We start from the raw sequence: 23,811 nt of genomic DNA on the forward strand, positions 1-23,811 counted from the left end.
CAGGGAGTTCAGCCGAGCCGGAAGCTGACCCGTTGACGATCCCGCACCGCGGTACCGGGACGGAAGACCAAGATCCTTCCCTTGTCGTGGGCCAAATAGGTGGCAGGTTCACCCGGGAGACGGAACGACACCGCCAGCCGGTCGGAAAGGCCCGGCACCTGGGTGAAACTCGCCGCCCGGCCATAGGCGTCGCTTTCGTCGTACGGGTCGATCCGCACGGTCGTCGCGTCGACGACCCGGACATATCGGTCCGGGAAGTTCACCGACTGCAATGCGACGGTGCCCGCGCCGCGGAACCCCGCGACGATGCGGAACTGGGAATCGGCCAGCTCCCGGACATTGCCGTCCGCGGTCAGCCGGTATTCGTAGTGCCGCACGTACGACGCGGGATCGTCCAACGGGGACAGTCGCACGCAAGGTCCGCCTTTGCCGACCGGGACGCCGAAACTCGGCGTCCCGTCGTCGTTCCAGTACAGCCGCTGGATCCGGGTGTGCCGATTCGGGTCGTAAAGCGGGTCGCCGGTGATGTCGCGGTAGTCGCGGGCGTGGTACACGAGGACGTCGGAGCCGTCCTCGGCGACGGTGAACGAGTTGTGCCCGGGACCGTACTGCCGGGTCGCCTCGTTCGTGGTGAACACCGGCTGCGGCGACTTCGTCCACGACCGTGGGTCCAGCAGATCCGAACGTTCGTCGGCGGTGAGCAGCCCCATGCAGTAGCGGGCGTCGGTGGCGCTGGCCGAGTACGTCATGAACACCCGCCCGTTGCGGATGAGCACCGCCGGCCCTTCGTTGACTTTGAACCCCTGGATCTCCCAGGGCGGCGTCGGCACCGCGAGCCGGACGGGATCGCCCTTCAGCGCGAGCGGTGACGCCATCTCGGCGAGGTACAGATTGCTGTTGGTGGCGATCCCGGGTTCGCTCTGCGCCCAGGCGAAGTACCGTTTGCCGCGATGCTCGAACGTCGTCGAGTCCAGGGTGAAGGTGTCCCACTTCGTCACCATCTGTCCGCGAAGGACCCAGGTGCCCGCACGCGGATCGTCCGAAGTGGACTCCAGCACGTAGGTCCGGATGCGGAACACGTCGTCGGAGTCGCCCGCGGCGAAGTAGACGTACCAGCGCCCGTCGATCCGGTGCAGTTCCGGCGCCCAGATGTGGCCGCCCATCTTCCCGGACGACGGACGTCGCCAGATCGTCGTCTCCCGGGCGGTGGCCAGGCCGTCGAGCGTGGCTGCACCGCGGACGACGATCCGGTCGTACTCGGGCACCGAACCGGTCAGGTAGTACATCCCGTTCACCGGCCGGGTGATGAAGGGATCCGCCCGCTGCTCGACCAGCGGGTTCCGGGTGGTCAACGACGTCGGTGCGGCGTCAGCGGCCTGAGCCGTACCCGGCGCCAGGCTTCCGACGGCGGTGGCGGCCAGCAGCCCGCCTCCCGCTCTGAACAGGTCACGACGGTCGATGGTCATGGTCATCCCCTCACTCGGGCCGGGAACCGCAGGAAGGTCACGGAGTTCGGCGGGAAGGTGTACGTGAAGGTGTTCGAAACGCCGGAGAACCGCGATTCGCGCGGTGCGATCGGCGTGGTGAAGGCGGTGTTGACGTCGTCCGGCGAGCCCTGCAACGTCGTCACGCGGGCGGTCGCGCCAGGCTGGACGTGAGCTCCGAGGTCGACGCGGGTCCGGGCGGCCGATGCCTGGGCGTTGACCACCTTGACCACCAGTTCCCCGGTCTTGACGTCCCGAGTGACGACCTGACGGAACGGCTCGGCGACCTTGTCGTCGGTGAACGAACCCCACTTCTGCCCGTCGAGGAACAACGTCACTTGACGGCCCCGGACCTCCACCCGCAGGTCGTACTGCCTGCCGGTCTCGATCCTGGTGTCGTTCTGAAGCAGGGTCTGCTTGCCGCCGCCTTCGGTCTTCTCCACGGCCGAGACGGTGTTGTTCCAGCCGCCGAGGTTCCACCAGTAGTTGTTGCCGGTGTCCTTCACGCCGAACGCGATCAGGAAGCCTTCCTTGCCGCCAGTCTTGGTCGCCTTCACGGAGAAGTCGTAGTTGCTCCACGAGGGATCGCCGGCGGTCACGAGGGTGTTCTCGGCCGCCTGATCCGACTGGACGTAGGCACCGTTCGACACCGCCCACGATCCCCGTCCGGCCACCTTCGACCAGCGCGAATCGTCGCCGGAGAAGTCGTCCGAGAACAGTGGCACGCCGTCGGCCGAGGTGACCTTGACGTCGTCGTACGCCGCGCTCGTCGCCCAGGTGGACAGCCCGATCGCACCTGAGATGGGCGCGACCGTGGCCGGTGTGGCCGACGCCTTGCTCGGGACGACGTGGTCACCGACGTTGGTCATGAACAGCTTCTGCGTCTCGTAGCTGGCCGACGCCCACGAGCGCTGGTTGTCGAACCAGATCATGTCCGGTTTCCACTGCACGTAGTCGGTGTTCGCCAGCAGCGGCGCGTACGACGCGAGCTTGACGACGTCGGCATTGCGTTCCAGCCCGGTCATGTACGCGGCCTCGGCCAGCGCGTTGCCGAACTTGTTGTCCAGCGACGCGTACTCCCCGAGGAACACCTTCGGACCGTTGCGGTCGTAGGAGTCGTACCGCTGGTTGTTCTGCAGGAACCACTGTGGACTGTTGTAGTAATGCTCGTCGACCATCGAGACCTTCGCGTTCCGGTTCAGGTCCCACAGCCGGTCGAACGTCGTGCCGGTGTCGTCCGGTCCCGAGTTGCTGATCACCGTGATGCCCGGGTACTTCGCCGCGATCGCCTTGCGGAACTCGGTGAACCGGGCGAAGAACTCGTCGGGCAGGTTCTCCTCGTTGCCGACACCGAGATGCGTCAGGTTGAACGGCGCCGGATGCCCCATCTCGGCCCGCTTCTTGCCCCAGGTCGAGGTGGCCGGGCCGTTGGCGAACTCGATCAGGTCGAGGGTGTCCTGGATGTGCCGCCGCAGCAGCGCCGGATCATCGGTCGCCTTGTTCTGCCCGCAGCCGGTGACCAGCGCCGGCACCACTGGCAGCGGCATCGCACCGATGTCCTCGGAGAACTGGAAGTATTCGTAGTAGCCGATGCCGTAGGACTGGTTGTAGCCCCAGAAATTCGCGTTCGTGGCCCGCTGCTCGACCGGGCCGATCGTGTCCTTCCACTGGTACGAGCGCTTCCGCTCCCAGTTCGGCGCCTCGTAGCCCTGGTGGCTGCCGGTGTTGACGAGACAGCCGCCGGGGAAGCGCACGAAACCGGGCTTGAGCGCCGCGATCTTCTCCGCGAGGTCGGCCCGCATGCCGTTGGGACGGTTCTTGTAGGTGTCGCGAGGGAAGAGCGACACCATGTCCAGCCGCAGCGTGCCACCGCCGGACGCGGTCAGCGCGAGCCTGCCCAGCGCGCTCGACTCCCGCACTCGAACGGTGCCTGTGTACTTGACCCAGCCATCGCCGCGGACCTGGACCCGCAGCGGATCGGCGAGCGTCTTCCCCGCCGGGTCGGTGACGGCCACCGTGAGCGGGGTGCCCGCCGCGCGATCGGTCCGGGCGAACACCGAGAAGTCGTACTGCTTGCCCCTTTCGACCCGGATCCCCGAGTTGTAGCCCGAGTTCGCGACGCCGTACTCGCCGCTCGACAACTGGAGCTTGAGATAGCGCCGGTTCCGTTCGTTGAGCCGCAGGTCGTCGTCGGCCACCGTCGCCGTGCCGGTGCCCCCGTCGACCGACGTGGGTGCCCACGACGTCAACGGGGTGTACGACGCGTTGTCGGCCTTGTCGTATTCGAAGGAGCGGTTCTGCACGAGTTCCGCGTACAGCCCGCCGTCCGCGGCACGGTTGATGTCCTCGAAGAAGACGCCGTACATCGAACGGTCGATCGTGGCACCACGTCCCGCCGCGTCCACGGCGAGGCTGTAGTCGGTCGCCGGTGTCTGGCCCGAAGCGGTCTGAACGGGCACGAGGACACCGGCGGCGATGGTCAGGGACAGCACACTTATCCGGGCTGATCTGCTGCGCACAGCACTTCCTTTCGCGACGTTGCGAGGAAACCGGGGGTGAGGCGTCGGTCAAGTTGGTCGTGAGTGGCGATTCGGGTTAGAACCCGAATCGCCACTCACGACGTCAGGCGGCGGTCCGGGCCCGCCGTTTGGTCCAGATGTCGTAGGCGACGGCGGCGAGCAGCACGAAGCCCTTCACCAGGTTCACGCTCTCGGTCGGCGCGCCGATCAGGGACATGCCGTTGTTGATCACGCCCATGATCAGCCCGCCGGTGATCGCGCCGACCACCTTGCCGACCCCGCCCTGCACCGCGGCGCCGCCGATGAACGCCGCAGCGATCGCGTCGAGTTCGAACATGTTGCCCGCGGTCGGCCCGGCCTGGTTGAGCCGTCCGGCCACGATGATCCCGGCGAGCGCGGAGAGCACGCCCATGTTGACGAAGATCCAGAACGTCACGCTCTTGACCTTCACGCCGGACAGCGTCGCCGCCTGCAGGTTCCCGCCGATGGCGTAGATGTGGCGGCCGAACACCGCCCGCGTCGTCACCAGCGAGTAGCCGATCACCAGCACGGACAGCAGGATCAGCACCCACGGCAGGTTCTTGTACCGCGCCAGCTGCACCACCACGAACAGCACGACGGCGGCCGCCGCGGCGATCTTCAGCAGGAACATCGGCAGCGGATCGACCTCTTGCAGGTAGTTCAGCCGGGCCGTCCGCTTGCGCCACCGCGAGACGATCGCACCCGCGATGGCAAGGGCACCCACGAGCAGGCTGACCACGTCGGCGCCGCCGAGCGGGCCGAGCCCGATGTTGCCGAGATAGCCGCCGGTGAACCCGTTCGCCAGCGTGCGCACCTCGTCCGGGAACGGGCCGATCCCCTGATTCCCGAGCACGGTGAGCGTCAGCGCGCGGAAGATCAGCATCCCGGCCAGCGTCACGATGAACGCGGGAATCCCGAAGTACGCGACCCAATACCCTTGCCATGCCCCGATCACCGCGCCGACGACCAGCGTGATGAGCAACGCGATCGGCCACGCCACGCCGAGGTTCACCATCAGCACGGCCGAGATCGCGCCGGTCAACGCCACCACGGACCCCACCGACAGGTCGATGTGCCCGGCGATGATGATCAGGATCATGCCGATCGCGAGGATCAGCACGTACGAGTTCTGCACGATCAGGTTCGAGATGTTCTGCGGTTCCAGCAGCGCGCCGCCGGTGAGGATCGAGAACAACACGACGATCAGCGCGAACGCGACGTAGATGCCGCTCTCGCGCGGGTTGAACGAGATCCGGCGCGGCGCCCTGGCCGGCGCGGCTCCCTGCTGTTCACCGGCACCGGTGACGGTGTCGGCGGAGGCGGTGCTCATGTCTTACTCCTGTTCCCTGGTCATCGCCCGCATGAGGACCTCTTGGGTGGCCTCGGCCCGGCCGACCTCACCGGTGATCCGGCCGGCCGACAGCGTGTAGATCCGGTCGCACAAGCCGAGCAGCTCCGGCAGCTCGGACGAGATGACCAGCACGGCCTTCCCCTCGTCGGCGAGCCGGTTGACGATCGTGTAGATCTCGTACTTCGCGCCGACGTCGATACCGCGGGTCGGCTCGTCGAGGATCAGCACGTCCGGATCGGTGAGGATCCATTTGGACAGCACGACCTTCTGCTGGTTGCCGCCGGAGAGCGTGCCGGTCACGCTGCGCACGTCCGGTGCCTTGATGTTCATGCTCTTGCGGAATTCTTCGGCGACACGGTGTTCCTCGTTCTCGTCCACCCAGCCGCGGCGCGCGAGTTTGCCCAGCGCGGCACCGGAGACGTTGCGCTGGATGTCCTCGATGAGGTTCAGGCCGTAGCGTTTGCGATCCTCTGTGGCGTAGGCGATCCCGTTCGCGACGGCGTCGCCGACCGTGCGCACCTCGATCTCCTTGCCGTCCTTGATCAGGCGGCCGGAGATGTCCTTGCCGTACGAGCGACCGAACACGCTCATCGCGAGTTCGGTCCGCCCGGCGCCCATCAGCCCCGCCAGCCCGACGATCTCGCCGCGCCGCAGCGTCAGGCTCGCGCCGTCGACGACCACCCGGCCGTGTTGCGTCGGGCTGTGCACGGTCCAGTCCTCGATCCGGAGGACCTCGTCGCCGATCCGCGGTTCCCTCGGCGGGAACCGGTTCTCCAGCTTCCGGCCGACCATCCCGGCGATGATCCGGTCTTCGGTCACCGTGCTCGCGTCCAGCGTCTCGATCGTCCTGCCGTCGCGCAGGATGGTGATCGAGTCGGCGATCGCGGCGATCTCGTTGAGCTTGTGCGAGATCAGGACGCAGGTGACGCCGTCGTCGCGAAGCCCGCGCAACAGTTCGAGCAGATGCGCCGAATCGTCGTCGTTCAGCGCCGCCGTCGGCTCGTCCAGGATCAGCAGTTTGACCTCTTTGGACAGTGCCTTGGCGATCTCCACCAACTGCTGTTTGCCGACGCCGATGTCCAGCACCGGCGTCACCGGGTTCTCCCGCAGGCCGACGCGCCGCAACAGCTCGCCGGCTTCGGCGTTGGTCCGGTTCCAGTCGATCAGCCCGCCGCGGGCCTTCTCGTTGCCGAGGAAGATGTTCTCCGCGATGGACAGCTGCTGGCACAGCGCGAGTTCCTGGTGGATGATCACGATGCCGCGCCGTTCGCTGTCGCGGATCGCGGAGAACGCGCACGGCTCGCCGTCGAAGACGATCTCGCCGTCGTACGAGCCGTGCGCGTAGACGCCCGAGAGCACCTTCATCAGCGTGGACTTGCCCGCGCCGTTCTCGCCGCAGATCGCGTGGATCTCTCCCCGGCGCACCGACAGGTTGACGTCCTGCAGCGCCTTGACGCCGGGGAAGGTCTTGGTGATCCCCCGCATCCGAAGGATTTCGTCGGTCACGTCCCTACCTCAGCTGTTCCGCTTTGTAGTAGCCCGAGTCGATGAGTTCCTTCTGGTAGTTGCCCTTGTTGAGGATCACCGACTCCAGCAGGAACGCCGGGACGACCTTCTGGCCGTTGTTGTAATCCGTCGTGTTGTTGGTCTCGGCCTTGCCGCCCTTGAGCACCGCGTCGGCCATCTTGACCGTGGTCTCGGCGAGTTTGCGGGTGTCCTTGAAGATCGTCGAGTACTGCTCGTTCGCGATGATCGACTTCACCGACGCGACCTCGGCGTCCTGTCCGGTGACCACCGGATACGGCTGGCCAGGTGTTCCGTAACCATTGCTCTTGAGCGCCGAGAGGATGCCGATGGAGAGCCCGTCGTACGGCGAGAGCACGCCCTGGACCTTGTCGCCGGAGCTGTAGGTCTTGGTCAGCAGGTCTTCCATCCGCCGCTGCGCGGTCGCCGCCTGCCAGCGCAGGATCGCCGCGACGTTGAACGCGGTCTGGCCGCTCTTGACCACCAGCGTCCCGTTGTCGAGGTACGGCTTCAGCACCGACATGGCGCCGTTGAAGAAGAACGTCGCGTTGTTGTCGTCCGGCGAACCCGCGAAGAGCTCGATGTTGAACGGGCCCTTGCCCTCACCCGGCGAACCGTCCTCTTTGAGCACTTTGAGCCCGGTGAGCAGCGACGTCGCCTGCTGCACGCCGACCTTGAAGTTGTCGAAGGTCGCGTAGTAGTCGACGTTCGGCGTGTTGCGGATCAGCCGGTCGTAGGCGATGACCGGGATCTTCTTGTCCGCGGCCTCCTGCAGCTGGGTGGTGATCGCGGTGCCGTCGATCGAGGCGATCACGAGCAGTTTCGCGCCCTTGGTGATCTGGTTCTCGATCTGGTTCACCTGGGTGGGGATGTCGTCCTCGGCGTACTGAAGGTCGACCTGGTAGCCCAGCTTCTCAAGCGCCGCCTTGATGTTGTCGCCGTCGTGGATCCAGCGCTCCGAGGATTTGGTCGGCATCGTGACGCCGACGAGCCCACCCGCGGCACCTCCCGCGGCCGCCTGCTGATCGACGGTCTTCTGACTCGAACCGCAGGCCGTCAGCGCGGCACCGAGGCCGACCGCCACGGCCAATGTGGCCAGTTTCGTGAACTTCATTGTTCCTTCTTTCCGGTGGGGACCGATCAGAATCCTTGTGCGAGCCGGTAGTACGCCTGGTTCCAGCGCATCCGGTCGGCGATCGAGGCGGGCGTCGTGGACTGGTCGATCACCAGCAGTTCGACGTCGAGCATGGTGGCGAAATCCCGGATCGTTTCGGCGCCGACGGCCTGGGTGAGCACCGTGTGGTGCGGTCCGCCCGCGGTGATCCACGCCTCGGCGGAGGTCGCCAGCGACGGCGCCGGCTTCCACACCGCGCGCGCCACCGGCAGGTTCGGCAGCGGTTCGTCCGGTGCGACGACCTCGACCTCGTTGGCCACCAGCCGGAACCGGTCGCCGAGGTCGGCGAGGCCGATCACCACGGCGTCACCGGCGGCGGCGTCGAACACCAGCCGGACGGGATCCTCACGGCCGCCGATGCCGAGCGGATGGATCTCGCACGAAGGCTTGGCGGCGGCGATACTCGGGCAAACCTCGAGCATGTGCGCGCCGAGGATCTTCGGTTCACCGGGGCCGAAGTGGTAGGTGTAGTCCTCCATGAAGGACGTTCCGCGCTCGGAATCGCGGCCCATCGCCTTCACCGCGGTCAGCAGCGCGGACGTCTTCCAGTCGCCCTCGCCGCCGAAGCCGTAGCCGTCGGCCATCAGCCGCTGCACGGCGAGGCCGGGGAGCTGCCGCAGGCCGCCGAGGTCCTCGAAGTTCGTGGTGAACGCGCCGAAACCGCCGCCTGTCAGGAACGTGCGAAGCCCTTGCTCGATCCGGGCCGCGTAGCGCAGCGACTCGTGCCGCTCCCCCGCCTTCGTCAGTTCCGGTGCGAGCGCGTACGTGTCGGCGTACTCCTGGACGAGCTTGTCGACCTCCGTATCGGACACCGCGTCGACCAGGGCGACGAGTTCGTTGACGCCGTAGGTGTTCACCGAGACGCCGAACTTCAGCTCCGCCTCGACCTTGTCCCCGTCGGTGACCGCGACGTCGCGCATGTTGTCACCGAACCGCGCGAGCCTGAGCGAGCCGATCGTCTGGCGGCCGACCGCCGCGCGGACCCAGGCGTCGATCCGGTCGGCGACCGACGGATCCGCGGCGTGCCCGGCGATGGTCTTGCGCGGCACTCCGAGCCGGGTCTGGATGTAGCCGAACTCGCGGTCGCCGTGCGCGGCCTGGTTCAGGTTCATGAAGTCCATGTCGATGGACTCCCACGGCAGCGCCTCGTTGAGCTGGGTGTGCAGGTGCAGCAGAGGTTTCCGCAGCGCGTCGAGCCCGGTGATCCACATCTTCGCCGGCGAGAACGTGTGCATCCAGGCGATCACCCCGACACACGCGTCGTCCGCGTTGGCTTCGAGCATCACCCGCCGGATCGCCGACGGCTCCGTCAGCACCGGCTTGGCGACGATCTCCGCCGAGATCCGGCCGGTGTCGGCCAGCATCCGCTGGATCTGCAACGACTGGCCCGCGACCTGTTCGAGGGTCTCCTCGCCGTACAGCGCCTGGCTCCCGGTGAGGAACCAGACCTCGGTCTTGCGTTGTGTGCTCACTTCTCTCCCTGCTGGCCGTAGACGTTCTGGTAGCGCGCGTAGAGCCGGTCCACGTCCTGTCGGGACAGTGGTTCCGGCGTGCCCAGCGCGGAAGCGAGGTGGACGGTCTTGGCGACGTCCTCGACCATCACGGCGGCTTTGACCGCGTCGCGTGCGGTGCGGCCGACGGTGAACGGGCCGTGGTTGCGCATCAGCACCGCGGGCGACCGGCTGGACCGCAGCGTCTCGACGATGCCCCGGCCGATCGAGTCGTCTCCGATGAGCGCGAACGGCCCGACCGGGATCTCGCCGCCGAACTCGTCCGCGATCATCGTGAGCACGCACGGGATCGGCTCCCCGACCGCGGCCCACGCGGTCGCGTAGGTCGAATGCGTGTGCACGACCCCGCCGACCTCCGGCATGTGCCGGTAGACGTAGGCGTGTGCGGCCGTGTCCGAGGACGGCGCGAGGTCGCCGTGGACGACCTCGCCGTACAGGTCGGTGACGACCATCGTGTCGGCACTCAGTTCGTCGTAGGACACCCCGGACGGCTTGATCACCATCAGGTCGTGTCCGGGGACCCGCGCCGACACGTTGCCCGCGGTCCAGATGACCAGCTCGTAGCGGGTCAGCTCGCTGTGCAAGCGGGCGACGGTGTCGCGCAGCTCTTCGAAGGTGTCCGTGATCTCCACGGCGAGGCTCATCGGTGCAGTCCTTTCCGGACGGAACGGCGCCGGGCGGCGAGCCGGTGCATGACGTCGTTGGCCCCTCGGCCGAAGTAGTCGTGCAACGCGGCGTACTCGGCGTAGAGGTCGTTGTAGGCCTTGACGTTCTCGGCGATCGGGCGGTGGACCGCCCGGCGGACCGAGCCCATCGCGAGCGCGGCGGCCGGGACGTCGGCGTGCGCCCCGGCGGCGACCGCGGCGTGGATCGCCGAGCCCAGCGCGGGACTCTGCGCCGAACCGGCAACGGAAAGCGGCAGGTTCGTGACGTCGGCGTAGATCTGCATCAGGAGCGGGTTCTTGACCAGGCCACCGGCGACGATCAGTTCGGTGACCGGTACCCCGGCGCGTTCGAAGGTCTCGATGATCGTCCTGGTACCGAACGCGGTCGCCTCCAGGAGCGCGCGATAGGTGTCCTCGGGGCGGGTCGCGAGGGTCTGCCCGACGACGACGCCGGACAGCTCGTGGTCGACCAGTACCGACCGGTTCCCGCTATGCCAGTCGAGCGCGACCAGTCCGTGTTCGCCGATCTCCTGCATCGAGGCGAGCCGCGTGAGCAGTTCGTGGACCGAGATTCCCGCCTCCCTGGCGTCGTCCACATAGGACGCGGGCGTACCGTGTTCGACGAACCACGCGAAGATGTCGCCGACACCGCTCTGCCCGGCCTCGTAACCCCACTTCCCGGACACGATCCCGCCGTCGACGACACCGCACATCCCCGGCACCTCGCGCAGTTCGGCGCCGTTCATCACGTGACAGGTGGAGGTGCCCATGATCGCGACCATCTGCCCCGGCTCCACCGCCTGGACGGCGGGGGCGGTGACATGCGCGTCGACGTTGCCGACCGCGACCGCGATCCCTTCGGGCAGCCCGGTCCATTCCGCCGCTTGAGCGCTCAGGCGGCCCGCCTTCGCGCCGAGGGCGCCCAGCGGGTGCACGAGCTTGTCGTCCACAAAGGACCCGAAGCCGGGAGCCAGCTCCTCCAGGAACTCCGTGCTCGGGTAGTGGCCGTCCTGCAGGATGCCCTTGTAGCCGGCGGTGCAGGCGTTGCGGACGTAGGTTCCCGTGAGCTGCCAGACGATCCAGTCGGCGAGTTCGACCCAGTGGCGCATCCGGGTATAGACCTCGGGCGCCTCTTCGAAGACCTCCAGCGCCTTGGCGAACTCCCACTCCGAGGAGATCAGCCCGCCATAGCGCGGCAGCCAAGACTCGCCGCGCTTCCGGGCCAGCGCGTTGATCCGGTCGGCCTGCGGCTGGGCGGAATGATGACGCCACAGCTTCACGTAGGCGTGTGGGTCCCCGGCGAACTCGGGCAGTTCGCACAGCGGCGTGCCGTCGGCCGTCGTCGGCACCATGGTGCACGCGGTGAAATCGGTGCCGATGCCGATCACGTCGGCGGGATCCGCCCCGGCCGTACGGACGGCCTCCGGCACGGCGGTGCGGAGGACGTCGACGTAGTCCGACGGCACCTGGAGCGCCCAGTCCGGCGGAAGCCCGTGGCCGGTCTGCGGCAGGATCCGGTCGATCACGCCGTGCCGGTACTCCGAAACCGCGCTGCCCAGTTCCGCCCCGTCGCGGACGCGGACCACGACGGCCCGGCCGGACAGCGTCCCGAAGTCGACGCCGACGACCAGCGGCTCCCTTGTACTCACTTCTTCTCCCGAACTGTTAGCGTTCACATTTCTGGTCGAAAACCACGATCACCCGTGTTTGGAGCCGTGACTCGCGTGATTGAAGCCGGTCCGCCTTCAATCACGCGAGTCACGGGCACAATCACGCGAGTTCCGTCTTACGTCGCCCGCCTCCCGACGAGGCGTTGCAGCACGATGAAGGCGAACAGCAGCGCACCGGTGATGATCGAGGTCCACCAGGAGTTCAGCGTGCCGTCGAAGGTGATCAGGGTCTGGATGATGCCCAGCACCATGATCCCGAGCACCGTCCCGAGGACGTAGCCGGAGCCGCCGGTGAGCAGCGTGCCGCCGATGACGACGGCCGCGATCGCGGTGAGCTCCAGCCCCACACCGTTGAGCGGATCGCCGGAGGATTTGTACAGCACCAGGAGCAGCCCGCCGAGCGCCGAGCAGAACCCGCTGAGCGTGTAGACCGTGATCCGTGTGCGGCCGACATTGAGCCCCATCAGCAACGCCGACTTCGGGTTCCCGCCGATCGCGTACACCGTCCGGCCGAACCTGGTCCCGTACAGGACGTACGCCGCCGCCCCGACCACCACGAGCGCGACGACCACACCGATCGAGATGTGCAGCTCCCCGCCGAGCGGGATCTGCGTCTGCGCGAGGCTCGCGACCGTCGGATCGTCGATCGAGTACGCCTGGGTGCTGATCGTGTAGCAGAGCCCCCTGGCGAAGAACATCCCGATCAGCGTCGCGATGAACGGCTGGATCTCGAACACCTGGACCAGCACGCCCATCCCGAAGCCGAGCGCCGCGCCGATCGCCAGTACCGCGGGGATCACCGCGAGCACCGGCCAGCCCTGGTTCTGCAGCAGGTCGGCCGAGACCACAGTGGACAGTGCCACCACCGAGCCCACCGACAGGTCGATGCCGCCGGTGAGGATCACGAACGTCATCCCGACGGCGACGACCAGCAGGAAGGCGTTGTTGATGAACAGGTCGAGCACGACCTGGCCGGACCCGAACGCCGTGTAGCTCGAAGCGCCGTAGACGTACGCGCCGATGAGCATCGCCATCGTCGCCAGGATCGGCAGATGCCGTTGCCGGGGACGGTAACCCTTGATGCGGTCGAGTGTCGTCATACCCCGGCCTCCACCTTCTCCGGCCGGACCGCGGGCGACGGCGGGGCCGTTCTCCGCCGCCGGGCGAGCTTCCGGCGGAACACCGGCGACTGCATCAGGCAGACCGCCAGCACGACCACGGCCTTGAACAGCATGATCGCCTGCGGCGCGATGCCGAGCGCGTAGACCGTCGTCGTCAACGTCTGGATGAGCAGCGCGCCGATCACCGAGCCGGTGAGCGAGAACCGGCCGCCGGTCAGCTGCGTCCCGCCGATGACGACGGCGAGGATCGCGTCCAGTTCGATGAACTGCCCGGCGTTGTTGCCGTCGGCGCTGTGCACGTTCGCGCTGATCATCAGACCGGCGATGCCGGCGCAAAGCGCGCAGAAGACGTAGGTGAGCCAGATCAGCCGCGCCGACCTGAGCCCGGCGAGCCTGCCCGCCTCCGGGTTTCCGCCCACCGATTCGACCAGCAGCCCCAGCGCCGACCGGCGGACCAGCACGGCGGCGATGGCGAACACGGCCAGCGCGATGAGGATCGCACTGGGCAGGCCGAAGGTGAAGCCGCTGCCGATCCATTCGTACGGATGCGAATTGACGGTGATGATCTGGCCACCGGTGATCAGCTGGGCGATGCCACGACCGGCGACCATCAGGATCAGCGTCGCGATGATCGGCTGGATGCCCAGCACCGCCACGAGCCAGCCGTTCCACAGACCGAGCACGAGGGCGAGCCCCAGCGCCATCCCGACCGCCGCGAGCGTCCCGCCGACACTGTTCTGATCGCCGAGTCCGCTGAGGTGCAGGCACGCGAGCGCGCCACTGATCGCGACGACGGCACCGACGGAGAGATCGATCCCCCGCGTCGCCACCACCAGCGTCATACCGATCGCGATGAGGATCAGCGGGGCGCCGTTCTTGAGGATGTCGATCAGGTTCCCGTAGAGATGTCCGTCGCGGAACTCGATCGCGAAGAACGCCGGATGCGCGATGAGGTCGCCGAGCAGCAACGCCAGCAGCGCGACGACCGGCCAGAACAACCGATGCTTGGTCATCGTGCGACTCCTTCGGCCATCGTCGCCATCACCTGGTCCGCGGTCAGCGCTTCGTTGTCCAGCACGGCGACCACCGCGCGGTCGCGCAGCACGACGACCCGATGGCTCAGCCGGAGCACCTCCTCGAGTTCGGCGGAGATGAACACCACGGCCATCCCCTCCCCTGAGAGCCGCGCGACCAGCCGCTGGATCTCCGTCTTGGCGCCGATGTCGATCCCGCGCGTCGGCTCGTCGAGGATCAGCAGCCGCGGTTCGGTGATGAGCCACCGCGCGAGCAGCACCTTCTGCTGGTTGCCGCCGCTCAGGTCGCCGACCTTCGCCTCCGCGCTGGCGGGCCGGATGTCGAGCGCCTTGATGTAGCGCTCGGCGATCTCGTCCTGCCGCCGCCGCGGGATCGGCCGGGTCCAGCCACGTGAGGCCTGCAGCGCGAGCACGATGTTCTCCCGCACGGTGAGTTCCTCGACGAGGCCTTCGGTCTTGCGGTTCTCCGAGCAGAACGCGATGCGGTGGTCGAGGCCGGTCCGCGGTGTCTTGAGCGACACCGGCTCGCCGTCGATCCGCACCGAGCCGCTGTCCGCGTGATCGGCACCGAACAACAACCGCGCCAGTTCGGTGCGGCCCGAACCGAGCAGCCCGGCGAGGCCGACGACCTCGCCGGACCGGATGTCGAGCGAGAACGGCGCGACACCGCCCTTGCGGCCGACGTCGCCCGCTTCGAGGAAGACGGGCGCCCCGGCGACGTCCGACCGGCTGTGCCCCGCGTCCTCGATGTCTTCGAGCGCCGCGAGTTCCTTGCCGATCATCCTGGTCACCAGGTCGACCGGGGTGATCTCCTCGGTGCGGTACTCCCCGATCAGCTTTCCGTTGCGCAGCACCGTCATCCGGTCCGCGACGGCGAAGACCTGTTCGATGAAATGCGAGACGAACAGGATCGCCATCCCCTGGTCCCGCAGCGAACGCACCACGTTCAGCAGTTGCTCGACCTCGCCCGCGTCCAAACTGGACGTCGGCTCGTCGAGCACGAGCACCCGCGCCTCGACGTCGAGCGCCCTGGCGATCGCGACCAGTTGCTGCACCGCGATCGAGCAACTGCCCAGCTCGGCCGAAACGTCCACTTCGACGTCCAGCCTGGCCAGCAGCGCGGCCGCCCGGCGGCGCGTCTCGCGCCAGTCGATGCGGCCACGCCGTCGCGGCTCCTTGCCGAGGCAGATGTTCTCCGCCACCGACAGGTTCGGGCAGAGGTTCACTTCCTGGTAGACGGTGCTCACGCCGGAGCGCTGTGCCTCCCCCGGGCCGCTGAACGCGACCCGGGCGCCGTCGAGTTCGATGGTGCCCGCGTCCACCCCGTAAACGCCGGTGAGCACCTTGATCAGCGTGGACTTGCCGGCACCGTTCTCGCCCATCAGGGCGTGCACCTCGCCGGGGAACATCCGGAAGGAGACGTCGTCGAGGGCGACCACGCCGGGGAATTCCTTCCGGATATGGCTCATCCGCAGCATCGCAGGGGTTTCCGTCATCGGCTCAGTACTGGCGTTGCGGCAGCGCGGCCTTCGCCGCGGCCTGGTCGAATTCGGTCTCGGTGGTCTCGATGCGCGGCGGCACCTGCTCCCCGGCGGCGACCTTCTTCACCAGGTCCATCAGCTGCGGGCCGAGCAGCGGGTTGCATTCGACGACGTGGTTGATCTTGCCGTCGGCCAGTGCCTGCAGGGCGTCGCGGACGCCGTCGACCGAGACGATCTTGATGTCCTTGCCGGGCACCTTGCCCGCCGCCTCGATCGCCTCGATGGCGCCGAGGGCCATGTCGTCGTTGTGCGCGTAGAGCACGTCGATCTTGGGCTGGGACTTCAGGAAGGCCTCCATGACCTCCTTGCCCTTGGCGCGCGTGAACTCACCGGTCTGCGACGCGACGACCTTGAACTTCGGGTTCGACGCGATGACGTCGGCGAAGCCCTTCTTACGGTCGTTCGCCGGCGCGGAACCGGTGGTGCCCTGCAGTTCCACGATGCTGACGTCACCCGCCGCGGAGCCGAATTCCTTGGCCAGCCACTCGCCCGCCTTTTTGCCCTCGGCGACGAAGTCCGAACCGAGGAAGGTCTTGTACAGCGACTTGTCCGGCGAGTCGACGGCCCGGTCGGTGAGGATCACCGGGATGTTCGCCGTCTTCGCCTCCTTGAGCACGGTGTCCCAGCCGGATTCCACGACCGGCGAGAAGGCGATCACCTTGACCTTCTGCTGGATGTAGGACCGGATCGCGGCGATCTGGTTCTCCTGCTTCTGCTGCGCGTCGGAGAACTTCAGCTCGATCCCGGCCGCCTTCGCGGACTCCTGGATCGACTTCGTGTTCGCCGTGCGCCAGCCGCTTTCCGCGCCCACCTGGGCGAACCCGAGGGTGAGGGCGCCGCCGCCACCCGTCCCGCCGCCACCGCCGCACGCGGAGAGCAGGAGCAGCCCGGCCACTCCGGCCACGATCGCCGTCCACGGTTTTCTTGCCACATCGACTCCTAGATCCGCACTGATCAATTGAGTTAGCGTTAACATTCGCGCCTTGAGACGCAGGGACCGCTCTCGGCGCTACGAAAGACCGGTGCTCTCCCGCACGATCAGTTCGGGGACCACCAGGTCGCGATCTCGGTTCTCACCGCCGTTCATGCGGCGGCGGAGCAGGTCGAACGTGCGCCTGCCGACTTCGACGAAGTCCTGGCGCACCGTCGTCAGCGGCGGCGTGTAGTACGCCGCCTCGGGAACGTCGTCGAAGCCGACGATCCGCATCTCCCCCGGCACGTTCACGCCCGCCTCGGTGCAGGCGCGGAGGAAGCCGAGGGCCATCTGGTCGTTGGCCACGAACACCGCGTCCAGGCCCTTTTCACCGACGAGGGATCGCCCCGCCGCGTACCCGGACCGGGCGCTCCAGTCACCGCGGATGACGGGCGGGATCGGCGCGCCGTGCCGTTCCAAGGTCTCGCGCCAGCCGCGTTCGCGGTCGAGCGCCTCCAGCCAGTCCTCGGGCCCGGCCACATGCCAGACGGTGTCGTGCCCGAGGCCGAGAAGGTGTTCGGTGGCGCGGCGCGCGCCGTCGTACTGATCGACCGAGATCACCGGGACCGGCGCTTTCTCACCGCCGCCGACCGCGACGAGCGGCACGTCACTGGGCGCCGCCTCCAGCGCACGGGCGGCGGTGACGTGCGGCGCGATCACGACGATGCCCTCGACGGCCTGGCGGCGGAGGCGCTCCACGGCGTCGGTGATGGACGACCGGCCCGGGCGGCTGATGCTGGTTATGGTCGTCGCGTAGCCGGCCTCGCGAGCGGCGTGCTCGATGCCGCTCAAAGTGCTGGCCGGGCCGTAGAGGTTGGCCTCGAGCGCGACCACGCCGAGCGTGCCCGAACGGCCGGTGACCAGCGCGCGGGCGACCGAGTTCGGCCGGTAGTCCAGTTGCTCGATCGCCGCGTTGACGCGGACCCGCGTCTCGGCGCGGACCGGGCCGGTGCCGTTGATGACGCGCGAGACCGTCATATGCGAAACGCCCGCGAGCGCGGCCACGTCGGTGAGACTGGCCTGCTTGCTCTCGGTGGTTTCGCGTGCCATCGCCTGTCTCCCAATCCCGGTACCGTGTGACGAGTGCCGCAAGTGTTAGCGATAACACGAACCGGGTCAAGCGCTCGCCGAGTCACAGTCGGGTCACGGACCCGCTCGGTGTGCCAGCCGGGAGGTGTCGCCGGAACGTGCCAAGGACGCCTTCGGCACCTACCGCCGTGTACAGATGGACGACACACGTGATCAGCGGGACAACTCGCGTGACTGCCTGGACGACACATGTGTCCCGAGGGACGACTCGCGGTGCCGTCCGTCCACTCACGCGAAACGACCGGCTCCGCACAAGGGACCTCGTGAGTGGCAATTCGGGTTAGAACCCGAAACGCCACTCACGACCACCCTCGGCTCAACTGGAGGCGCGATGCGTGAGCGAGACCGGCAAGATCCGCTGACGGGGCTTGAGATCCCGGTCGTCCATCACCGCGAGCAGCGTCTCCACCATCGCGTGGACCTGTTCCCGAGGATCCTGATGGACCGATGTCAGCGGCGGGTCCATCTCCGGCGCGAGGGTCGCGTTGTCGTCGAAGCTGACGACGGCGACGTCCGCGGGAATCCGCCGCCCGGCGGAATGCAGCGTGCGGAGCGCGCCGAGGGCCATCATGTCGCTGGCCACGAAGACCGCGTCGAGGTCGGGCCGCCGGGCGAGCAGGTTCGTCATCGCCTTCGCTCCGCCGGTCAGGGTGAAGTCGCCCTCCTCCATCAGATCCGCCGGGTCGAGCCCGGCGTCGAGAAGGGTCTTGCGCCAGCCGGAGAGCCGGTCGATCGCCGCGCTCTGGTCCTGCGGGCCCGCGATCGTGGCGATCCGCCGGTGGCCGGCCTCGACCAGATGCGCGACCGCGAGCTTCGCGCCGCCCTCGTTGTCGAAGTCGACGACGTGGACACCGCGTTTGAGCCCGGCGGCCTGCCCGCCGTACACCACCGGGATCCTCAACTGCCGCAACGCCTTGGGCAGCGGGTCGGTGCGATGCGGCGCGAACACCAGCACGCCGTCGACGTGCCCGCCGTCGAGGAACCGGACCGTGCGGTCGAGGTCCTCGCGAGTGTCACTGAAGATCAAGACCATCTGACAGCCGATGTCGGCGAGCTCGCGATAGCCCGCACGCATGACCGCGGTGCGGTACGGGTCGTCGAGCAGCCGCGCCTCCGGCTCCGACAGGACCACCGCGACCGCGCCGGTCCGCTTGGTCACCAGGGATCTCGCCGCCTGGTTCGGGGAGTACCCGAGTTCGCGGGCCGCGGCCTGGACCTTCTCGCGGGAGCGCGCGCTGACGTAGCCGTCGTCGTTCAGCGCACGGGACGCCGTCGACCGGCTGACCCCGGCGGACGCGGCGACGTCTTCCAGCGTCGGCCTGCCGTCTTCCCCTGGTCGAGGCCCCACCAGCGCCACCTTCACTCTTCAGCTCCATCCGGACACCGACAGCTTAGTGTCCGGCGAGGCATCGCACTGAGAGCGCTCCCCTGTCGGAAACACTCTCATTACAAGCTATTGACACGGCCATACCTTGGCGACAGACTCTGCCCATCCTGGGAGCGCTCCCATTTCTTCCCACCCACCTGCAAGGGACATTGACGTGAGAAGCATCCGGAACGGCCTGGTGCTGGCACTGGGTATCACGATGACGACGTTCGGACTGGCGGCGTGCGGCGGTGACGACGGCGGCGCGCCCGCCGCGTCGGACCCGAACGCGAAGGTCGAACTGTCACTGGCGACGTTCACCGAGTTCGGCTACGAGGAGCTGATCCCCGAGTACGAGCGGCTGCACCCGAACATCAAGATCACCCACCGCAAGACCGGTCAGGGCGGGCCGTACCACCAGGACCTGATCACGAAACTGGCCGCCGGTTCCGGACTCGCCGACGTCACCGCCGTCGAGGAAGGGCATTTGTCGAACGTCCTCGACAAGGGTTCGAAGTTCAACGACCTGACCGAGATCGGCCCGGCGGAGGTGTCCCCCGACCGCTGGCTCGGCTGGAAGTACGACGCGGCGAAGACCAAGGACGGCAAGGTCATCGGCTACGGGACGGATATCGGCCCGCTGGCCATGTGCTACCGCAAGGACATGCTCGAAGCGGCGGGGATGCCGTCCGACCCCGAAGCGGTCAAACCACTGTTCGCGACCTGGGACAGCTACTTCGCGGCGGGCGAGCAGTACGTCGCCAAGTCCGGCGGGAAGGCGTGGTTCGACTCGGCCGCGCAGAACTTCAACGCCATGGTCAACCAGCTCCCCACCGGCTACATCGGCAGCGACGACAAGCTCGCGGTGGAAACCAACCAGGGCATCAAGGACGCTTGGGCCAAGGTGACCGGCGCCGTCGCGAAAGGACAGTCGGCCAAGCTCACCGCGTTCAGCAACGAGTGGAATTCCGGGTTCAAGCAGGGAGCCTTCGCCACGAAGGTGTGCCCCGCCTGGATGCTCGGTGTGATCGAGGAGCACTCCGGCCCGGAGAACGCCGGCAAGTGGGCGGTCACCGCGGCCTTCCCCGGTGGCGGCGGCAACTGGGGCGGTTCGTACCTCACTGTGCCCACGCAGTCGAAACACCCGAAGGAGGCGGCCGAACTCGCCGCCTGGCTGACCGCGCCCGAGCAGCAGATCAAGGCGTTCAAGGCGAAGGGCACCTTCCCCAGCCAGGTCAAGGCGCTGGAGGACCCGGCGCTGCTGAGCGAGACCGACGCGTACTTCGGTGGCGCCAAGATCGGGCAGCTGTTCGCCGAGCAGGCCAAGAAGGTCGCGAAGCCGCAGTACAAGGGCCCCGGTGACGGCCAGATCCAGGAGAACGCGTCGAGCCCGGCGCTGCAGGCCGTCGAACAGGGCAAGTCCGCGGCCGAGGGCTGGACGCAACTGCTCGACGCCGCGAAGAAGATCACGCGCTGACCGATGACCGTCGTCGACAAGATCGCGCCGGACGAGGAGAAGGCCGGGGCGCGCACGCCGCCCCGGCCCACCCTCCGCCATCGGCTGAGCCGGTGGGACGTCAAGGTTTCGCCGTACCTCTACATCGCCCCGTTCTTCGTGGTGTTCGGGATCGTCGGGTTGTTCCCGCTGCTGTACACGGCATACGTGTCCTTGTTCAGCTGGGAGGCGGGCGATGACGACCCCACCTTCCTCGGCCTCGACAACTTCAAGGAACTGTTCGCCGACACGCAGTTCTGGAACGCGCTCGAGAACACCGTCAGCATCTTCCTGCTCTCCAGTGTTCCGCAGCTGATCATCGCGGTGCTCCTGGCGGCGCTGCTCAGCGCCAGGATCCGCGGGGCGACCGGCTGGCGCGTCGGCGTCCTGCTCCCCTACGCCGCCAGCCTGGTGGCACTCGGGATCATCTTCGCGAACCTGTTCGGGCCGAAGTACGGGCTGGTCAACGGTCTTCTGCAGACGATCGGGCTGGATCCGGTCGACTGGCAGGCCGGCCGGTTCAGCAGCCATGTCGCGATCGCGATCATGGTGAACTGGCGCTGGACCGGGTACAACGCGCTGATCGTGCTGGCGGCGATGCAGGCCATCCCGAAGGAACTGCACGAGGCCGCGCTGATCGACGGCGCGGGGACCGCGCGCCGGTTCTTCAGCATCACACTGCCGTTGCTGAAGCCGACGCTGATCTTCGTCACGATCACTTCGACCATCGGCGGCCTGCAGATCTTCACCGAGCCCAAGCTGTTCGACGCCATGCCGGGTTCGAACAACGGCGGCTCGTCCAACCAGTTCCAGACCGTGACGTTGTACCTCTACCAAACGGCCTTCGAGAACTACGAACTCGGCTACGCCTCGGCGATCGCGTGGCTGCTGTTCGTGATCATCGTGCTGATCGCGCTGGTGAACTTCTTCCTCACCGGCAGGCTCACGGCGGTGAAGAAGAAATGACCACGATCCACAATGGACTCAAGCGGGGCGTCTCGGCACTCGGCAAACCACGCCGGGCGACCTATGTCGTGCTCACGATCTTCGTGCTGGGCTCGCTCTTCCCGTTCTACTGGTCGTTCCTGGTGGCCAGCCGGGACAGCGGGATGCTCACCGAGCGGGTGCCGCCCTTCCTGCCGGGCGGGAACTTCTTCGCCAACGCGGCGAGGGTGTTCGACACGGTGCCGTTCTGGAAGGCGCTCGCGAACAGCCTGATCGTGTCCGGCACGGTCACCCTCACCACGGTGTTGTTCTCGGCGCTCGCCGGGTTCGCGTTCGCCAAACTGCGGTTCCGCGGCCGGAACGGCCTGTTCGTGTTCATCGTCATCACCCTCGCCGTGCCGACCCAGCTCGGCATCATCCCGCTGTTCATGGCGATGTCGGAATTCGGCTGGGCCGGCGGGTTGCAGTCGGTGATCGTGCCGAACCTGGTGACCGCGTTCGGTGTCTTCTGGATGCGGCAGTACACGCTGGACGCGGTGCCGTACGAACTGATCGAGGCGGCCAGGGTCGACGGCTGCAGCATGATCCGGATCTTCTGGAACGTCTGCCTGCCCGCGGTCCGCCCGGCGGCGGCGATCCTGGCGATGTTCACGTTCATGACGTCGTGGAACGACTTCCTCTGGCCGCTCGTGGTGCTGGACGCCGGCAACCCCACCGTCCAGCTGGCCCTGGAGAAGCTGCAGAGCGGTTATTACGTCGACTATTCGCTGGTGCTGGCAGGAACCACCCTGGCCACCATCCCGATCCTCATCGTCTTCCTCCTCCTCGGCCGCCAGATCGTGGCCGGGATCATGCAAGGTGCCGTGAAAGGGTGACCATGTCCGCTCATCCCGACAGTGTCCGGGCGAAGACCGCGCTGCTGTTCCCGCCCGGATTCGTGTGGGGCGCCGCCACCGCGGCCTTCCAGGTCGAAGGGGCGACTTCCGCCGACGGCCGGACCGACTCGATCTGGGACGTCTTCGCCCGCCGCCCGGGCGCCGTCGTCGGCGGCGACACCGGGGAGCCCGGCGCCGATCACTACCGGCGCTATGCCGAAGACGTCGACCTGATGCGGCGGCTCGGGCTCGGCGCGTACCGGTTCTCCCTGTCGTGGCCCCGGATCCGGCCCGACGGCGGCGCCCCGAACCCGCGGGGGCTCGCGTTCTACGACCGGCTCGTCGACAAGCTGCTCGAAGCCGGAGTGGAACCCTGGGCAACGCTGTATCACTGGGATCTCCCCCAATCCTTGGAAGACCAGGGCGGCTGGGCGGCACGCGAGACCGCGTTCCGGTTCGCCGAATACGCCGAGACGGTCGTCGCACACCTGGGTGACCGTGTGCCGCGCTGGTCCACCCTGAACGAGCCGTGGTGCGCCGCGATGCTGGGCTACGCGCGCGGGATCCACGCGCCCGGCAGGCAGGAGCCTCGCGCCGCCGTCGCGGCCGCGCACCATCTGCTGCTCGGGCACGGGCTCGCGATGGACGTCCTGCGGCGGCACGCCCCGGCCGCGTCGTCGGGGGTGACGCTGAACCTGTATCCGGTGTCGGCGGTCGACCCGTCGTCCACTGTGGACGCGGAGGCGGCGCGCCGGATCGACGGCCTGCAGAACCGGCTGTTCCTGGATCCGGTGCTTCGTGGCTCCTACCCCGCCGATCTGCGGGCCGACCTGGCGCCGCTCGGCATCGAGGAACTCGTGCGGGACGGCGATCTCGCGACCATAGCCGCCCCGATCGATTGGCTGGGCATCAACTACTACCGCGGCTACCAGGTCGCGGGCACTCCCCTGCCCGGCAGTGAACCGGCGGGCGCCGACTGGCTCGGCGCCCCCGACGTCCACTTCGTCCCCGACGAGGCGGCGCCCCGCACCGACTCGGGCTGGGAGGTCCAGCCGTCGCGGCTCACCGAATGCCTGCTGCGAGTCCACCGCGACTATCGGCCGATCCCGTTGTACATCACCGAAAACGGCGCATCCTATCCCGACGCGCTGATCGGTGGGGACATCGCGGACACCGACCGGATCGCCTTCCTCGACTCGCATCTGCGCGCCGCGTACGACGCGATCGAGGCGGGCGTCGACCTGCGCGGCTACTTCTACTGGTCGCTGCTCGACAACTTCGAGTGGGCCGAGGGGTACGCCAAACGGTTCGGCCTCGTGCACGTCGACTACGAGACCCAGCGGCGGACGCCGAAGCGGAGTGCGCTCTGGTACGCCAGGACGATCAGCCGGAACGGGCTGAGCTGAGTCACCCCGCCGGGATTGCGGTGGCCGCGTCCCGGCGGGTCTTGTTA

Annotated in this window: 18 protein-coding genes; 4 read left to right on the forward strand and 14 right to left on the reverse strand. The window is 67.8% G+C overall.

Annotation, left to right across the window (positions count from 1 at the left end; translation table 11 throughout):
- Positions 1–8: 8 nt before the first annotated feature.
- The 14 genes from AVR91_RS04730 to AVR91_RS04795 all read right to left on the reverse strand — a co-directional run bounded on the left by AVR91_RS04730 (position 9) and on the right by AVR91_RS04795 (position 19,040).
- Complete coding sequence (locus AVR91_RS04730) at positions 9–1,466, reverse strand: family 43 glycosylhydrolase (protein WP_228709126.1); 1,458 nt, start codon at positions 1,464–1,466, stop codon at positions 9–11.
- A 2-nt stretch (positions 1,467–1,468) separates the two neighbouring features.
- Positions 1,469–4,003, reverse strand: a complete 2,535-nt coding sequence (locus tag AVR91_RS04735; protein WP_143253886.1) for an alpha-L-arabinofuranosidase C-terminal domain-containing protein — start codon at positions 4,001–4,003, stop codon at positions 1,469–1,471.
- A gap of 103 nt (positions 4,004–4,106) precedes the next feature.
- Entirely contained in the window at positions 4,107–5,354 is a 1,248-nt protein-coding gene (gene mmsB, locus AVR91_RS04740; protein WP_063273686.1) for a multiple monosaccharide ABC transporter permease, read from the reverse strand.
- Between the two features lie 3 nt (positions 5,355–5,357).
- Positions 5,358–6,881 carry a multiple monosaccharide ABC transporter ATP-binding protein gene (mmsA, locus tag AVR91_RS04745; RefSeq protein ID WP_199750191.1) on the reverse strand — a complete coding sequence of 508 codons (1,524 nt, stop codon included), beginning with the start codon at positions 6,879–6,881 and terminating at the stop codon, positions 5,358–5,360.
- Between the two features lie 4 nt (positions 6,882–6,885).
- Positions 6,886–8,013, reverse strand: a complete 1,128-nt coding sequence (gene chvE, locus AVR91_RS04750) for a multiple monosaccharide ABC transporter substrate-binding protein (RefSeq protein WP_063273685.1) — start codon at positions 8,011–8,013, stop codon at positions 6,886–6,888.
- 26 nt (positions 8,014–8,039) lie between these two features.
- Positions 8,040–9,545, reverse strand: a complete 1,506-nt coding sequence (gene araA / locus AVR91_RS04755; protein WP_063273684.1) for an L-arabinose isomerase — start codon at positions 9,543–9,545, stop codon at positions 8,040–8,042.
- On the reverse strand, positions 9,542–10,228 hold the full coding sequence (locus AVR91_RS04760) for an L-ribulose-5-phosphate 4-epimerase (protein WP_063273683.1): 687 nt from the start codon (positions 10,226–10,228) through the stop codon (positions 9,542–9,544). The genes araA and AVR91_RS04760 overlap by 4 nt, the downstream gene beginning before the upstream one ends.
- Positions 10,225–11,898, reverse strand: coding sequence for a ribulokinase (gene araB, locus AVR91_RS04765; RefSeq protein ID WP_063273682.1), 1,674 nt, complete (start codon positions 11,896–11,898; stop codon positions 10,225–10,227). The genes AVR91_RS04760 and araB overlap by 4 nt, the downstream gene beginning before the upstream one ends.
- A gap of 137 nt (positions 11,899–12,035) precedes the next feature.
- Positions 12,036–13,019 carry a galactofuranose ABC transporter, permease protein YjfF gene (gene yjfF / locus AVR91_RS04770; protein ID WP_016334653.1) on the reverse strand — a complete coding sequence of 328 codons (984 nt, stop codon included), beginning with the start codon at positions 13,017–13,019 and terminating at the stop codon, positions 12,036–12,038.
- Complete coding sequence (locus AVR91_RS04775; RefSeq protein ID WP_063270794.1) at positions 13,016–14,053, reverse strand: ABC transporter permease; 1,038 nt, start codon at positions 14,051–14,053, stop codon at positions 13,016–13,018. Before AVR91_RS04775 ends, yjfF begins: the two co-directional genes overlap by 4 nt.
- On the reverse strand, positions 14,050–15,552 hold the full coding sequence (locus AVR91_RS04780; RefSeq protein WP_063270795.1) for a sugar ABC transporter ATP-binding protein: 1,503 nt from the start codon (positions 15,550–15,552) through the stop codon (positions 14,050–14,052). The genes AVR91_RS04775 and AVR91_RS04780 overlap by 4 nt, the downstream gene beginning before the upstream one ends.
- A gap of 22 nt (positions 15,553–15,574) precedes the next feature.
- Positions 15,575–16,546 (reverse strand): ABC transporter substrate-binding protein, encoded by a 972-nt coding sequence (locus tag AVR91_RS04785; RefSeq protein ID WP_016334656.1) that lies wholly within the window; start codon positions 16,544–16,546, stop codon positions 15,575–15,577.
- A 78-nt stretch (positions 16,547–16,624) separates the two neighbouring features.
- A complete protein-coding gene (locus AVR91_RS04790) occupies positions 16,625–17,638 on the reverse strand; it encodes a LacI family DNA-binding transcriptional regulator (RefSeq protein WP_063270796.1) in 1,014 nt (337 codons plus the stop codon).
- Between the two features lie 355 nt (positions 17,639–17,993).
- Complete coding sequence (locus AVR91_RS04795; RefSeq protein WP_083737379.1) at positions 17,994–19,040, reverse strand: LacI family DNA-binding transcriptional regulator; 1,047 nt, start codon at positions 19,038–19,040, stop codon at positions 17,994–17,996.
- 178 nt (positions 19,041–19,218) lie between these two features.
- On the opposite strand from AVR91_RS04795, the gene AVR91_RS04800 reads away from it, so the two are divergent.
- Genes AVR91_RS04800 through AVR91_RS04815 form a run of 4 tightly spaced genes read left to right on the forward strand, consistent with a single transcriptional unit; the run spans position 19,219 to position 23,764 of the window.
- A complete protein-coding gene (locus AVR91_RS04800) occupies positions 19,219–20,520 on the forward strand; it encodes an ABC transporter substrate-binding protein (RefSeq protein WP_063270797.1) in 1,302 nt (433 codons plus the stop codon).
- A 3-nt stretch (positions 20,521–20,523) separates the two neighbouring features.
- Positions 20,524–21,504 carry a carbohydrate ABC transporter permease gene (locus tag AVR91_RS04805; protein WP_063270798.1) on the forward strand — a complete coding sequence of 327 codons (981 nt, stop codon included), beginning with the start codon at positions 20,524–20,526 and terminating at the stop codon, positions 21,502–21,504.
- A complete protein-coding gene (locus tag AVR91_RS04810) occupies positions 21,501–22,358 on the forward strand; it encodes a carbohydrate ABC transporter permease (protein WP_016334661.1) in 858 nt (285 codons plus the stop codon). The genes AVR91_RS04805 and AVR91_RS04810 overlap by 4 nt, the downstream gene beginning before the upstream one ends.
- Positions 22,355–23,764 (forward strand): GH1 family beta-glucosidase, encoded by a 1,410-nt coding sequence (locus tag AVR91_RS04815; protein WP_063270799.1) that lies wholly within the window; start codon positions 22,355–22,357, stop codon positions 23,762–23,764. The genes AVR91_RS04810 and AVR91_RS04815 overlap by 4 nt, the downstream gene beginning before the upstream one ends.
- The last annotated feature ends 47 nt before the right edge of the window (positions 23,765–23,811 follow it).

The sequence above is a fragment of the Amycolatopsis keratiniphila subsp. keratiniphila genome (assembly GCF_001620365.2).
GTDB classification, from domain to species: domain Bacteria; phylum Actinomycetota; class Actinomycetes; order Mycobacteriales; family Pseudonocardiaceae; genus Amycolatopsis; species Amycolatopsis keratiniphila.

Bases quoted from the DNA above. Each gene is read 5' to 3' on its own strand.
- AVR91_RS04805 (WP_063270798.1), top strand. From the start codon at position 20,524: ATGACCGTCGTCGACAAGATCGCGCCGGACGAGGAGAAGGCCGGGGCG.
- AVR91_RS04810 (WP_016334661.1), top strand. From the start codon at position 21,501: ATGACCACGATCCACAATGGACTCAAGCGGGGCGTCTCGGCACTCGGC.
- yjfF (WP_016334653.1), bottom strand. From the start codon at position 13,019: ATGACGACACTCGACCGCATCAAGGGTTACCGTCCCCGGCAACGGCAT.
- AVR91_RS04760 (WP_063273683.1), bottom strand. From the start codon at position 10,228: ATGAGCCTCGCCGTGGAGATCACGGACACCTTCGAAGAGCTGCGCGAC.
- chvE (WP_063273685.1), bottom strand. From the start codon at position 8,013: ATGAAGTTCACGAAACTGGCCACATTGGCCGTGGCGGTCGGCCTCGGT.
- mmsB (WP_063273686.1), bottom strand. From the start codon at position 5,354: ATGAGCACCGCCTCCGCCGACACCGTCACCGGTGCCGGTGAACAGCAG.
- AVR91_RS04790 (WP_063270796.1), bottom strand. From the start codon at position 17,638: ATGGCACGCGAAACCACCGAGAGCAAGCAGGCCAGTCTCACCGACGTG.
- AVR91_RS04780 (WP_063270795.1), bottom strand. From the start codon at position 15,552: ATGCTGCGGATGAGCCATATCCGGAAGGAATTCCCCGGCGTGGTCGCC.
- AVR91_RS04775 (WP_063270794.1), bottom strand. From the start codon at position 14,053: ATGACCAAGCATCGGTTGTTCTGGCCGGTCGTCGCGCTGCTGGCGTTG.
- AVR91_RS04730 (WP_228709126.1), bottom strand. From the start codon at position 1,466: ATGACCATCGACCGTCGTGACCTGTTCAGAGCGGGAGGCGGGCTGCTG.